This is a genomic window from Mesorhizobium sp. P5_C1 (genome assembly GCF_054049815.1).
Map to the genome: position 1 here is coordinate 1 of NZ_JBFULQ010000120.1, position 13,722 is coordinate 13,722.

Here is a 13,722-nt window from a genome sequence, read left to right on the forward strand (position 1 = left end):
CAGGTCTGGGAGATGCCGAACGTTTCCATCGTGCGGGCCGCAAACCTGACTGGCGCCACGATCGCCCGCGACTTCCAGGCAGAAGTACTGACCGTCGGCCATGCGATCGTGCACGACAAGATCGTCATCATCGACCCGATGGAGGACAATGCCACGGTCATCACCGGCAGCCACAATCTCGGTTACAAGGCTTCCTACGAGAATGACGAGAACATGGTGATCGTGGAGGGCGACAAGACCTTCGCCRCCGCCTATGCGGTGCATATGCTCGACGTGTTCGACCACTACAAGTTCCGCGCCTGGCGCAGGACGATCGGCAAGGGACCTTCCGACGATGACGGGATTTCCATCGACGACAAGTGGCTGAAGCCGTACGCCGACGGCAAGAAGGGGGCTATCGCCCGGTATTTTCCRTAGCCTCCACCAGGTTCAGCACCTGCCTCCATTCGATGAGCGACCGATCGGCTTCAGCCGACAGGACGGGTCCGGTGGCGCAAGCGGATTTCGTCGTCCGGCCCTTCCTTTCCCCAAATCGAACCAGTAGCTAGTCGGGCTTGCCGGCGGGATAGCCTGCACTTTCACATGGATGACAGTATCAGCATGGTCGCGACCGGCTCGAGCGAAGGCGAAGCGGGAACGCAGTGGGCAGCGCTTGCCGGTGTCACCGCAGCACTTGCCATGTTCGGCGCCGCGCAAGGGCTGAGCTCGCCGCTGTTCACGCTGCTGATGCAGAAGCAGGGAATGTCGCCGGCGCTGATCGGCTTGTCGGCGGCGATGATGCCGCTCGGCCTGATCCTTTCGGCTTCCTTCGTGCCGGCCGCGGTGCGGCTGGTCGGCGCACGCACGCTGGCGGTCGGCTGCTCGCTGATCGGCGCGCTCTGCTTCCTGGGCGTCGGCTATCTGCAGGACTGGGTGGCCTGGTTCGTCATCCGCTTCATCATCGGCGTGGTCATCAATCCGCTCTACATCCTTGGCGAGGTCTGGGCGCTGTCGCTGGCGCCGCCATCGCGACGGGGCCGGGTCATGGGTGTGTTCAACACGCTGCTGGGCGCCGGCTATGCGGCCGGGCCGTTCGCACTGACCCTGCTGGGCACGTCGGGCTGGGCTCCCTTCCTGGTCGGTGTCGCCGGCTTCACGCTCTGCGCGGTGATCCTGCACGCCGTCTCTTCCAGGCTCACCGGCTTCGAGGATGACGGCCAACCTGCCAGCGGCCTAGTCGGCTTTGCCAAGGTGGCGCCGGCACTGCTGCTTGCCGTCCTGGTTTCGGCCGCGGTCCAGCAAAGCACCTATGCGCTGCTGCCGGTGTTCGGCGCCAGCTACGGCCTGGCGGAGGCCGTGCTTGCCTCGCTGGTGATGGCGCTTTCGCTGGGCAACATCCTGCTGCAGATCCCACTCGGCCTGCTGGCGGAGCGTTTTGGCGGTCGTGCCATGATCATCGTCTGTGCGCTGGCAACCGCGACTTGCGCGCTCTTGCTGCCGCTGCTGGTCATGACGCCGCTGATCTGGGTCGTGCTGCTGGTGATGGGCGCCGTCGGCTACGGCGTCTACACAATGGCGCTGGTCGAACTGGGCAGCCGCTTCAAGGGCTCGGTGCTGGTCGCCGGCAACGCCGCCTTCGCGCTGATGTGGGGCGTCGGCGGTATTGTCGGCCCGCCGGGTGCCGGGCTGCTCATGCAAGGCATCGGCCCGCTCGGCCTGCCGGTCGTGATCGCCGGTCTCGACGCGTTGCTGGTGATGTTCGCGCTGTATCGCTCGTCCGTGCGCCGGAGCGGCAAGGCATGATCACGAACGGTTCGAGCGACAGTGAGACCGCGATGCAGTGGGCGGCGATCACCGGCGTGATCGCGACCGTCTCGGTGTTCGCCATCGCGCAAGGCCTGTCCTATCCGCTGCTGAGCTTCATCCTGCAGCGCCAGGGCGTCTCACCGGCGATGATCGGCCTGTCGGCGGCAATGACACCGATAGGTTTCATCGTCTCGTCACCACTGATCCCGGCGCTGGCGCGCCGGTTCGGGGCAGGGCGCACGGCACTCTCCTGCGCGGCGCTTTCGGCGATCGTGCTGGTGCTGATCGGCTGGACGCAGGATGTCTATCTGTGGTTTCCGCTGCGCTTCCTGATTGGCGTGGTGACCAACCCGCTTTACGTGCTGAGCGAGATCTGGGTGATCGCGCTGGCGCCGCCGGCCCGGCGCGCACGCGTCATGGGCGTCTATTCGACGATCATCTCGGCCGGCTTCGCAGCCGGGCCGCTTTGCCTGCTTGCCGTCGGCACGGAGGGCTGGCCGCCCTTCCTCGTCGGCATTTTGGCCTTCGTGCTGTGCGGCATCTGCCTGGCCTCGGTGCTGCCGCGTCTGCCCAAGGTCGACGAGGCCGGGCATCGCGTTTCCGTCCTGGGCTTCGTGCCCTTGGCGTGGCTGCTTTTGTTTGCCGTTATCGTGGCCGCCGGCTTCGAGCAGGGCGCGCTGGCCTTGCTGCCCGTCTATGGCACCCATCACGGCATCACTGAGACCCGCATGTCGGCGCTGCTTTCGGTGATGATCGCCGGGAACATCGCCATGCAGGTGCCACTTGGCCTGTTGGCCGAAAGGCTCTCAGCGCGCCTGGTGCGGCTTGCCTGTGTCGCCATCACGGTGCTCGGCTGCCTGCTCCTGCCGTTTCTCATCGAGACGCCACTGATCTGGCCGATGATCTTTGTCTGGGGTGCGGTTTCCTACGGCATCTACACGATGTCGATCATCGAGCTCGGCGAGCGCTTCACCGGCTCGACACTGGTTGCCGGCAACGCCGCCTTCTCCCTGATGTGGGGCGTCGGCGGCATCGCAGTGCCGCCGCTGGCCGGCACAGCGATGGATGTTCTGGGTGCAAGAGGCCTGCCGATTATCCTTGGCCTAATGTGTCTGGCGCTGGCGGTTGCGAGCATCGTTGGTCGAAGGTCAGCCTGACCCGATTGTGGGATGCCGCAGCTCGTCATCGACTTGCCATCTCGAAATTGCCCATATGTCACAATGCGCGTGACGTTCCTCAGGGTGCTTCCGGCGCAGCATGTCCTGAATTTCGACGGCACGATCAAAGTCGGGTATCAGGCCAAACTGAGACAACTCCGAATTCGTGAACACGTCGGGAAAACCGCCGCAGTTGGTCAACGCGCTTATGGAACCTTCTTGATCCAACAAGTCGTAGCCCAGGAAGATGAAACCGCCCCAATCAATCGAATGYACGTCCGTCGACGGCTTTCGAATTACGCTTAAGATATTCAATTCGTTCGTACCCGCCAGTTGCGAAAGCAGAAACTCCAGGTCCACAAAGAAATCGAGCATCCAGTCCTCGTTGACAATGTGGGGCCAGTAGCTGTCCTTTGTCTCGCCAAGCGCGACCCGGCCGAGCATTCCATCGAGGGTGACGACTTCGGTCAGTTGGGTTAGGCCCGACCACTCGATGTATTTCGTCCATTCCGTGCCGCTGGACGGATCAAATCTCTCTTTCGCAATGTAGAGAAATTGCATCAGGTTTCCTCGTAGCGACACATGGCCGGATAAGGTTTCGCACTTGATGCTGTATGGCGGGTCGCTTCTTTCGCGCGTTCCAATTGAATTTCGGTAGTGGCATGACGATGTGTGCGACACCGAGCCTTGATGAGTTTACCGGAGACCCTATGACCAAGTCGACCACGCAGACCCTGCCAAATTCCACCCCTTCGACCGAAGATCCCTTTCTCTGGCTGGAGGACAGGACAGCCAAGCAGTCGCTCGACTGGGTGCATGGTCAGAACGAGGTAACGGTCGGTGAACTGCAGGGCGATCCGTCCTATCAGGCGTCGTTCCAGACCGCGCTCGACCTGATGACTGCCGAGGACAACATCGCAGTCGGTGCCGCGATTGCCGGCCATGTCTACAATTTCTGGCAGGACAAGACCAATGTGCTCGGGCTGTGGCGCCGCACGACGGTGGCTTCCTACAAGACCGAGAAGGCCGACTGGGAAACGATCGTCGACTTCGACCAGCTTGCGGCCAAGGACGGAATCAAGTGGGTGTTCAGCGGTGCCAGCCGGCTCTATCCGGACTTCAACCTCTGCCTTGTCTCGATGTCGCCGGATGGCGGTGACGCCAGCGAGATGCGCGAATTCGACATCGCGACCAAATCCTTTGTCGAGGATGGATTTCGCGCACCCGCTTCCAAGTCGGGCTTCGGCTGGCTGGACAAGGACACCGTCATCGTCTCGGCGGCTTTCGAGGAGGAGGACAAGACGCAATCCGGTTATCCGCGCGTGGTCAAGCTGTGGAAGCGCGGCACCAAACTGGAAGACGCGACACCGATCTTCGAGGGGCGGAAGGAAGATCTCGCGGTTGGCGCTGGCGTCGAGTTCGACGGCGACAGACGTTATCTGATCCTGGCCCGGACGCTCGATTTCTTCGCCTCACATATCTTCCTGCGGCTGCCTTCCGGCGAGAACAAACGCCTGCCGTTGCCTGACTACGTGACCGATACGGCGATCTTCAAGGATCAACTCGTCTTCGGCGTGCGCAGCCCGTGGACGGCGCCCGACGGCACTTCGTGCAAGCCTGATGGTCTCTATTCGCTGGATCTGGCACACTGGGTCGAGGCTGGCACGCTCGGCCCAGTGGAGACCTTGCTGGAGCCGGCGTATCGCGTGTCGATTGCCGGCATTGCCCGCACGCAGGACCGCCTGTTCATCAATCTGATGGACAACGTGCGCGGCAAGGTAGTCGTCTGCGAGCGCAAGGATCGCGGCTGGTCGCAGAAGCCCGTGGCACTGCCCGAGAACGGCAATGTCGGCATCAGCCACGCCGAGCATTTCGGCTCCAGCGTTTCCTTCTCCTTCACCGACTTCCTGACGCCGAGTTCGATCATCTGGTCGGACGACGATGGCGAGACGCTCGCCACCGTGAAGTCGCAGCCGGCCCGCTTCGATGCGTCGCCGCTGATCTCGGAGCAGTTCGAGGCGCGCTCGAAGGACGGCACGATGATCCCGTACTTCGTCGTCCGGCGGCGCGACCAGAAGGGTCCGGTGCCGACGCTGCTTTATGGCTATGGTGGTTTCGAAGTCCCGCTTCTGCCAAGCTATGCCGGCGTGCGCGGCAGGCTGTGGCTGGAAAGGGGCAATGCCTATGTCCAAGCCTGTATTCGCGGCGGCGGAGAGTTCGGCCCGGCCTGGCATCAGGCGGCGCTCAAGGGCAACCGCCAGAACGCCTTCGACGATTTCGCCGCGGTCGCGCAGGACGTCGTCAAGCGCGGCATTGCGACGGCCGCTTCGCTCGGCATCCAGGGCGGCTCGAACGGCGGCTTGCTGACCGGCGTTTCCATGACGCAGCATCCCGAGTTTTTCGGTGCCGTGATCATCGAGGTGCCGCTGCTCGACATGCTGCGCTACACCGAATTGCCGCCAGGTGCCTCCTGGATGGCCGAATATGGCGATCCGTCGAAACCGGAAGATGCGAAGTGGCTTTCGGCCTATTCGCCCTACCAGCATGTTGCGGCCGATGCCGCCTATCCTCCGGTGCTACTGACCACCTCGACCGCTGACGACCGCGTCCATCCCGGTCATGYGCGCAAGATGGCGGCCCGCCTGCAGGAAGCCGGCCACACCCGGACGCTGTTCTTCGAGGAGACCGAGGGCGGACATGGTGGACGCGGCGACCGCCGGCCGCAGGCGGCGCAGACGGCGATGAAATATGTGTTCCTACAAAGGGCGCTGAGCGGCAAGGCATGAGCCGAAGTCTCGGCGCTGCAAACGCAAAGGGTGGTTCACTTCGACCGCCCTTTGCTCGCTCTTTGTTTTGATGCAATTCCCTGAGGGAGAGCGCTACGAGCTTTTCCCGGGAAAACCGCTTCACTCTTTTCCCGGAATTGCTCTAAGGTGCCGTCCATGGCTTTCGTCAGGACTTTGGCTCCCGTATTTGGGGCTCGCGCATTCCGGGTCGCGGTGACACCGTCACCGCGCACGCTGCGCGCCGAGCTTCTGCGCCTGTGCGCCCGCATCGGTTATTCACCACCTGCTTGCCTCTGACGCATTCGCTCCCGGCACGGCCGGATAGAATCCAGAGGAAAGATCAGATCAATGACCTATCAGAATTATTCGCTGAAGCAGCTTCAGCAGATCGACGCCGCGCACCATCTCCACCCGTTCACCGACCATAAGGAATTGCGCGAAGCCGGCTCGCGCATCATCACCCATGCCAACGGGCCGTTCATCTACGATACCGAGGGGACTGAGATCCTCGACGGCATGGCCGGGCTGTGGTGCGTCAACATCGGCTATGGCCGCGACGAACTGGCCGAGGCCGCCTACGCGCAGATGAAGGAGCTGCCCTACTACAACTCCTTCTTCAAATGCTCGACGCCGACGCCGGTGCTGTTGTCCAAGAAGCTGGCGGAGATCGCGCCGAAGCACGTCAACCAGGTGTTCTACGGCTCGTCTGGGTCGGAAGCCAACGACACGGCGCTGCGCCTTGTCCGCCACTACTGGGTGCTGGAAGGCAAGCCGGAGAAGAACCGCATCATCTCGCGAAAGATGGCCTATCACGGCTCGACCGTTGCCGGCACCTCGCTCGGCGGCATGGACGCCATGCACAAGCAGCTCGGCGGCGCGGTGCCCAACATCGTCCATGTGATGATGCCTTATGCCTATGAACTCGCACTGCCGGGCGAGAGCGATCATGACTTCGGCCTGCGGGCGGCCAAGGCCGTCGAGGATGCGATCCTCGAAGCCGGTGCCGACAAAGTTGCGGCCTTCATCGGCGAGCCGGTGATGGGGGCAGGCGGCGTGAAGATACCGCCGGTCAGCTACTGGCCGGAAGTGCAGCGCATCTGCCGCAAATACGATGTCCTGCTGATGCTGGACGAGGTCATCACCGGCTACGGCCGCACCGGTGAATGGTTCGCATCACAAACGCTCGGCATCGAGCCGGACACCATCACCACGGCCAAGGCACTGACCTCGGGCTACCAGCCGCTGTCGGCATTGCTGGTCGGCGACCGCATCGCCGCGACCCTGGTCGGGAAGGGCGGCGAGTTCAATCACGGCTATACCTATTCTGGTCATCCGGTGGCCTGTGCCGTGGCGCTGAAGAACCTTGAGATCATCGAGCGGGAAGGGCTGGTCGATCGCGTCAGGAACGATACCGGGCCGTATTTCGCCAAGGCGTTGCAGGAGCGCATTGCCGGGCATGATCTGGTCGGCGAGGTGCGCTCGATCGGGCTGATGGGCGCGATCGAAATCGTCAAGGACAAGGCCACCAAGGAGCGGTTCCTGCCGTCGGGAAGTGCGGCGGTGACCGTGCGCGACCATGCGATCGCGCACGGCATGATGCTGCGCGCCACCGGCGACACGATGATCCTGTCGCCGCCGCTGATCTGGACCCGTGACACGATCGACATGGCTTGCGAGCGCATCTCCAAGGYGCTGGACCTGGCGCAGGCGGATCTGCGCAAGCGATAGGGATCGGTACCTCGACCGGGCGTTCTCGATGAGAATGCCCGGCTTCGAGAAACATTTCGTGGGGGAACGAATTTCACCCTCAGCGCTTAGTGTGCGGGTCAGCAGCCGACGTGGCTGCGACAAGGGGACTGTTTCCATGAAAAAGACCGGCAAGAGCCGACGGCTGCAACATGCAGCCAGCATCGGCGGTGACCTGATGCTGGCGCCGATGGTGGCGCTGATGCGGCTGCCGTTGATGGCGTTGGATGCCGGGAGCGGGAAGCCATGGGGCACGGAGACGGCGCGCGCGGTGAACGAGAAGACCGTGGCGATGGCCGAAGGGGCGTTTGCGGCGCAAATGTCCTTCCTGCATTCGGCATCGCGGTTCTGGCCGGAAATCCTTGCCGGCCGCACGCCGTCGTTGTTCAACGGCGTCGCTGCGGAACGGTCGATCAGCGCCGCGCTGAAGCCGGCAAGCCGTACGGTGAAGGCGAATTTTCGCCGGCTTTCCAACAAGGCCTGACAAAGAAAGGCCGTTCGGGAAAAACCGATTCCCGTTTTTCGAGGTCATACGCTAGAACCCATGAAGCACATCTGCCGATGGGGGAACATCATGGCCGGACAGCCGCTTAACCAGCCTGCCGAAATTCCGGCCGAACTTGACCGCTGGAACTGGGGCGCCTTCTTCCTCAACTGGATCTGGGGTATCGGCAACAGCACCTTCATCGCGCTGCTGGCACTGATCCCTGTCGTCAACATCGTCATGATCATCGTACTGGGTGCGCGCGGCAGCCGCTGGGCCTGGCAGAACCGCGCCTGGCGCGACGCGGAACAGTTCCGCAAGACGCAACGCAACTGGGCGATCGCCGGCCTTGTCATCTGGGTGGTCAGCATCGGCGGCTGTGCGGCGATGGTCGGCGGCATTCCTTACGTGCTGAAAGGCAGCGATGCCTATCACATGACCATGGACAAGCTTCGCGGCGACGACCGCGTCAAGGCCGCCCTCGGTGATGACCTGACCGAGAGTTTCTGGGTCGGTGGCCATCTCAATGTCAACGCGAATGGGCAGGGCGATGCCCAGTTCAGCATTCCGGTCCATGGCGCCAAGGGCAAGGGCACCGCCTTCTCGACCGCTGTCCGGACAGCAGGCACGTGGAGCCTGCGCCTGCTGGTCGTCAGGGTCGAGGGAGCCGATGCACCGATCGTGCTGATCAATGAAGATCATGTCGCGATCCCGAATGCGGCAATCGGTATATAAAACAGGCTGCAATGATGAAATGCAAAAACCGCGCTCCATCGGGAACGCGGCTTTGCCAGATACGCATGGCGTTTCGCTACGCAAACACTTGGCGAAACTTACGGGCTCCGGTACGCGAGACCTGATCCGGAGCGCCGGGCGGATGCGATATGTCCGCCTCRCATTCCGTTTTACAGAAACATCGTTACCGGGGGGTTATCGAGAGCTTAAGCAAACCTAAATTTGACCGGTTTCTCTCAAGATAAGCAAAAAAACCAGTTATATTAGGAGCTTATGGATTGGCTCCGCGCAGAAAATTAATGATTCCGGAAAAATCGGCGCCTGCATGCCCCTGGGCGTTGAACAGCGCATAGAGCTGAGCCGCCTCAGCACCAAGCGGGGTCACCGCGCCGCATCCTTGTGCTGCCTCCTGCGCCAGCCTCAGGTCCTTCAGCATCAGAGCGGCGGCAAAGCCCGGCTTGTAGTCGCGGTTGGCGGGCGAGGTCGGCACAGGGCCGGGCACCGGGCAGTAGGTGGTCAGCGACCAGCACTGGCCGGACGAAGTCGAGGCGACGTCGAACAGCGCCTGGTGCGAGAGGCCGAGCCTTTCCGCCAGCACGAAGGCCTCGGCGACGCCGATCATCGAAATGCCGAGGATCATGTTGTTGCAGATCTTGGCGGCCTGTCCTGCGCCGTCGCCGCCGCAATGGACGATACGCCCGGCCATCGGCTTCAGGATCGGCTCGGCGGCGGCGAAGGCATTGTCGGAGCCACCGGCCATGAAGGTCAGTGTGCCGGCCGCCGCACCGCCGGTGCCGCCTGAGACCGGTGCGTCGATGGACAGCAGGCCGTGCCTGGTGGCGACGGCATGCGCCTTGCGGGCCGATTCGACATCGATGGTCGAGGAATCAATGAACAGCGCGCCCTTTTTGGCCTTGGGAGCAATGTCTTCATAGACCGACAGCACATGCTTGCCAGCCGGCAGCATGGTGACCACCACATCGGCGTCCTTCACCGCGGCCGGTGCATTGGCCATAATGATGACGCCATGCTCGCGGGCGACCGTCAGATTCTCCGGCATCAGGTCGAAGCCATGCACGGCATGCCCGGCCTTGACCAGATTGGCCGCCATTGGATTGCCCATGTTGCCGAGCCCGATGAAGGCGATCGTCGTCATTGTCTGTCTCCCAGGTTCTTCTGGCGTCAGCGGCCGATCAGGGCTCGCGCGATGATGACGCGCATGATCTCGTTGGTGCCTTCGAGGATCTGATGGACGCGCAGGTCCCGCACCAGCTTCTCGATGCCGTAATCGTGCAGGTAGCCGTAGCCGCCGAGCAGTTGCAGCGCGTCGTTGGCCACGGTGAAGCCGGTGTCGGTGACGAAGCGCTTGGCCATTGCCGACCATTTGCCGGCGTCCGGCGCCTTGCCGTCGAGCTTCGAGGCGGCGGCGTAGAGGAAGATGCGCGCCGCCTGCAGTTCGGTCTCCATATCGGCCAGCCTGAACTGCAGCGCCTGGAACTGGTTGATCCTGGAGCCGAACGCCTTGCGCTCGGCGGCGTAGGACAGCGCCTTGTCGAGCGCCGATTGCGCGCCGCCCAGCGAACAGGCGGCTATGTTCAGCCGGCCGCCGTCGAGCCCGGCCATGGCGATGCCGAAGCCGGCGCCTTCGCCCGATAGCAGGTTTTCCGCCGGCACCTTGCAGTCTTCGAAGATGACCTGGCGGGTCGACTGCATGTGCCAGCCCATCTTGTGCTCGTTGGCGCCGAAGGAGAGGCCGGGCGCGTCCTTGGGAACGACGATGGTGGAAATGCCTTTCGGCCCGTCGGCGCCGGTGCGCACCATGACGGCGTAGACGTCGCTGTCACCGGCGCCCGAGATGAACTGCTTGGTGCCGTTGAGGACATAGTCGCCGCCGCTCTTCACCGCGCGCGTCTTCAGCGCCGCGGCATCCGATCCGGAGCCCGGTTCGGTCAGGCAGTAGCTCGCCAGCCATTCCATTGAGGTGAGCTTCGGCAGGAATCGCTGGCGCTGCTCCTCATTGCCGAAACGGTCGATCATCGAGGCGACCATGTTGTGGATCGAGATGAACGACGAAAAGGCCGGATCGGCGCGCGAGAGCGCCTCGAAGATCAGCACAGCGTCGAGCCGGCCGAGCGCGGAGCCGCCGACATCGTCTCGGACATAGATGCCGCCGAGGCCGAGCGGCCCGGTCTCGCGGATCACGTCGGCGGGGAAGTGTTTCCTGCGGTCCCAATCGAGTGCGTTCGGCGCGACGCGGTCGGCGGCGAAGGCCTGCGCCATCTCCTGGATGGCGCGCTGTTCCTCGTTGAGTTCGAACTGGCTGGTGCTCGCATCGACCGCGGCGTCCATGGCGTGCTCCCTATGTGCTGGCCAGCTAAGTTATGTTGATACTCAGGTGATGCCGGCCTGCAAACGTCGGTTTCTTGCACTTCCGGTGCTCACGTACCTTAAGTACGCTCCGCTCCGGTTCTCGAAAACCGCCGTTTTCGGCCAGGCCTGACCTGAATCTCAACACATCTTAAGCTCGCTGGCCTGTTGTTTTTGGCTTTGCGCGCGCACCAATCTAGACCAATGATGCCGCCGCGCAACCCGACCTCCTGCGGAGCGGCTGTGCACCAATGCATGTTCGGAGCGAGACGTGGCGACAAAATTCGATGAACTGCTGGAACAGTTCCACGCCTATCTCGCTTCCGTGGACGACGCCCTGGTGCGCGACGCCGTGGCGGGGATCGCCTGGGACATGCCAGCCCGCGCGCTGGAGCCGCATCCGCTTGGCTGCCTGCGCCACCTCGATCGCGCCGCCGAACTGGCGCCGCCCGATGCCAAGCCGCTGGTGCGATTGCTTGCGGAACGTCGGAATGATCTCCGCTGGGGGCAGACCTATAGCAAGGCGGATTTCGGTGAAGCATTTATCGACAATTACGGCTGGCTCGAAGTGTTCGGCACACGCGGCCACTTCGCCAATGACGAGGTCGCCGCCGGCCTGCTGATTCTTGGCCCCGATATCGTCTATCCCGACCATCATCATGTTGCCGAGGAGATCTACATTCCGCTGACCGGCGGCACCGAGTGGCGGATGGGTGAGAGCGGGTTTCGCCGCCGCGCGGCTGGCGAGGTCGTCCACCATGCTTCCAACGTCAACCACGCCATGCGCACCGGCCTGGAGCCATTGCTGGCGCTCTACATCTGGCGCGGCGGGCCACTGGCTGCAAAATCCACGATCACCGGAACCGTGGCGCAGGGCAGGGGCTGATGGCCAAGGCGATCATGCTGCAAGGCACGGGTTCGGATGTCGGCAAGACGGTGCTGGTCGCCGGCCTTTGCCGGGCAGCAAAAAAGCGTGGGCTGAAGGTGCGGCCGTTTAAGCCGCAGAACATGTCGAACAACGCTGCGGTCGCCGACATTCCCGGCGACAACAAGGCCGGCGGCGGCGAGATCGGCCGCGCGCAATGGCTGCAGGCGATCGCTTGCGGTGTGGCGCCGTCGGTCCACATGAACCCGGTGCTGCTCAAGCCGCAGACCGATGTCGGTGCGCAGGTCATCGTGCAGGGCAAGGTGTTTGGCGAAGCGCGGGCGCGCGACTATCAAGCACTGAAGGGCCAACTGATGGACGCCGTGCTGGACTCCTGGAACAAGGTCGGCGAGGGCGCCGACCTTGTCATCGTGGAGGGCGCCGGTTCGCCGGCCGAGATCAACCTGCGCAACCGCGACATTGCCAATATGGGCTTTGCGACGCGGGCCAACGTGCCGGTGGTGCTGGTCGGCGATATCGATCGCGGCGGCGTCATCGCCTCGGTGGCCGGCACACATCTGATCCTGCCGGAAGAGGACCGGCGCATGATCGTCGGCTACCTCATCAACAAGTTTCGCGGCGACGTCTCGCTGTTCGACGATGGCATAAGGTCGATCGAGAAATTTACCGGCTGGCGGTGTTTTGGCGTGGTGCCGTGGCTGAAGGCGGCAGCGCGGCTGCCTTCGGAGGATTCGGTGGTGCTGGAACGGCTGGCGTCCGGCGAGACGCGCGCGCTGAAGGTGGCCGTGCCGATGCTTGGCCGCATCGCCAATTTCGACGATCTCGATCCGCTCAAGGCCGAACCGCAGGTCGAGGTGGTGTTCGTGCCGCCCGGAAAGCCTTTGCCGGCCGATGCCGGGCTGGTGGTCATTCCCGGCTCCAAGTCGACGATCGGCGATCTCTTGAAATTCCGCGAGAACGGCTGGGACCGGGACCTTCTTGCCCACTGCAAGCGGGGCGGCCATGTCGTTGGCATTTGCGGCGGCTTCCAGATGCTTGGCCGCTCGGTGCACGACCCGGACGGCATMGAAGGCAGCGTAACCGAAGCCGAAGGGCTTGGCCTGCTCGACGTCGAGACGGTGATGGAACCGGAGAAGACGGTGCGCAATGTCAGTGCCCGCTCGGTACAATTCGATCTGCCGCTCGAGGGCTACGAGATCCACCTTGGCCACACCACGGGTCCGGACACAATGCGACCGTCGGCGATCATCAATGGTGTCGAGGATGGCGCTATCTCCGCCGACGGCAAGGTGATCGGCACCTATATGCATGGCCTGTTCGGCGCCGACGGCTTTCGCGGGAAATTCCTTGAAAGCCTCGGCATCAAGGGTGGCGGCATCGATTATCGGGCCGAAGTCGAGCGGGCGCTGGACGAGGTCGCAGCCGAGTTGGAAAGCCACCTCAACTGCGACGCAATTTTCGCGCTGGCGCGCTAGACCTTGCCTATGCCTTGTCGCCAGCCTTCGGCCAGTAGGTCCCGAACGACCAGACACTGCCTTCGGGATCGCGGCAGATGAACTCGCGGCTGCCATAGTCGCGGTTGGTCAATTCCTGGATGATCGTGGCACCGGCCTTCCTGGCTTTGGCATAGGCGGCATCGGCATCGTCGACGGCAATGTAGATCGACTTACCGCCGCCTGGGCCGGGCTCGCCGACCATCTTGCCGTAGTCGTCGTCGCGCACCGTGCCCAGCATGATCATCGACGAGCCGAAAACCAGTTCGGCATGGTGCACGAC

At 63.2% G+C, this 13,722-nt stretch carries 13 protein-coding genes; 9 read left to right on the forward strand and 4 right to left on the reverse strand.

Annotated features, from left to right (window positions below; all coding sequences use genetic code 11):
- The 3 genes from ACXJ7R_RS12400 to ACXJ7R_RS12410 all read left to right on the forward strand — a co-directional run.
- Positions 1-417 (forward strand): phospholipase D-like domain-containing protein (locus ACXJ7R_RS12400; protein ID WP_457152091.1); only part of this gene is annotated, 417 nt, incomplete at its 5' end.
- Positions 418-600: 183 nt separating this feature from the next.
- Positions 601-1,782 carry an MFS transporter gene (locus ACXJ7R_RS12405; RefSeq protein ID WP_457152103.1) on the forward strand — a complete coding sequence of 394 codons (1,182 nt, stop codon included), beginning with the start codon at positions 601-603 and terminating at the stop codon, positions 1,780-1,782.
- On the forward strand, positions 1,779-2,942 hold the full coding sequence (locus ACXJ7R_RS12410) for an MFS transporter (protein ID WP_457152092.1): 1,164 nt from the start codon (positions 1,779-1,781) through the stop codon (positions 2,940-2,942). The genes ACXJ7R_RS12405 and ACXJ7R_RS12410 overlap by 4 nt, the downstream gene beginning before the upstream one ends.
- On the opposite strand, the gene ACXJ7R_RS12415 is transcribed toward ACXJ7R_RS12410, so the two are convergent.
- Entirely contained in the window at positions 2,934-3,503 is a 570-nt protein-coding gene (locus ACXJ7R_RS12415; protein ID WP_457152093.1) for a hypothetical protein, read from the reverse strand. The two genes, ACXJ7R_RS12410 and ACXJ7R_RS12415, sit on opposite strands and share 9 nt — an antisense overlap.
- A gap of 149 nt (positions 3,504-3,652) precedes the next feature.
- Between ACXJ7R_RS12415 and ACXJ7R_RS12420 the strand changes: the two genes are divergently transcribed.
- From ACXJ7R_RS12420 to ACXJ7R_RS12435, 4 genes are all read left to right on the forward strand, one after another.
- Positions 3,653-5,728: a prolyl oligopeptidase family serine peptidase gene (locus tag ACXJ7R_RS12420; RefSeq protein ID WP_457152094.1), complete on the forward strand. Its 2,076-nt coding sequence runs from the start codon at positions 3,653-3,655 to the stop codon at positions 5,726-5,728.
- Positions 5,729-6,076: 348 nt separating this feature from the next.
- Positions 6,077-7,456, forward strand: coding sequence for an aspartate aminotransferase family protein (locus tag ACXJ7R_RS12425; RefSeq protein ID WP_457152095.1), 1,380 nt, complete (start codon positions 6,077-6,079; stop codon positions 7,454-7,456).
- 136 nt (positions 7,457-7,592) lie between these two features.
- On the forward strand, positions 7,593-7,958 hold the full coding sequence (locus ACXJ7R_RS12430) for a hypothetical protein (RefSeq protein ID WP_457152096.1): 366 nt from the start codon (positions 7,593-7,595) through the stop codon (positions 7,956-7,958).
- 90 nt (positions 7,959-8,048) lie between these two features.
- Complete coding sequence (locus ACXJ7R_RS12435) at positions 8,049-8,693, forward strand: cytochrome c oxidase assembly factor Coa1 family protein (protein WP_457152097.1); 645 nt, start codon at positions 8,049-8,051, stop codon at positions 8,691-8,693.
- A gap of 271 nt (positions 8,694-8,964) precedes the next feature.
- On the opposite strand, the gene mmsB is transcribed toward ACXJ7R_RS12435, so the two are convergent.
- Both mmsB and ACXJ7R_RS12445 read right to left on the reverse strand, forming a co-directional pair.
- Positions 8,965-9,849, reverse strand: coding sequence for a 3-hydroxyisobutyrate dehydrogenase (gene mmsB / locus ACXJ7R_RS12440; RefSeq protein WP_457152098.1), 885 nt, complete (start codon positions 9,847-9,849; stop codon positions 8,965-8,967).
- A 26-nt stretch (positions 9,850-9,875) separates the two neighbouring features.
- Entirely contained in the window at positions 9,876-11,042 is a 1,167-nt protein-coding gene (locus ACXJ7R_RS12445; protein ID WP_457152099.1) for an isobutyryl-CoA dehydrogenase, read from the reverse strand.
- Between the two features lie 289 nt (positions 11,043-11,331).
- Here ACXJ7R_RS12445 and ACXJ7R_RS12450 point away from each other — a divergent pair, with 289 nt between their 5' ends.
- Both ACXJ7R_RS12450 and ACXJ7R_RS12455 read left to right on the forward strand, forming a co-directional pair.
- Positions 11,332-11,946: a dimethylsulfonioproprionate lyase family protein gene (locus ACXJ7R_RS12450; RefSeq protein ID WP_457152100.1), complete on the forward strand. Its 615-nt coding sequence runs from the start codon at positions 11,332-11,334 to the stop codon at positions 11,944-11,946.
- On the forward strand, positions 11,946-13,421 hold the full coding sequence (locus tag ACXJ7R_RS12455; RefSeq protein ID WP_457152101.1) for a cobyric acid synthase: 1,476 nt from the start codon (positions 11,946-11,948) through the stop codon (positions 13,419-13,421). Before ACXJ7R_RS12450 ends, ACXJ7R_RS12455 begins: the two co-directional genes overlap by 1 nt.
- Positions 13,422-13,428: 7 nt before the next feature.
- Here ACXJ7R_RS12455 and ACXJ7R_RS12460 read toward each other — a convergent pair.
- Positions 13,429-13,722 (reverse strand): VOC family protein (locus tag ACXJ7R_RS12460; protein ID WP_457152102.1); only part of this gene is annotated, 294 nt, incomplete at its 5' end.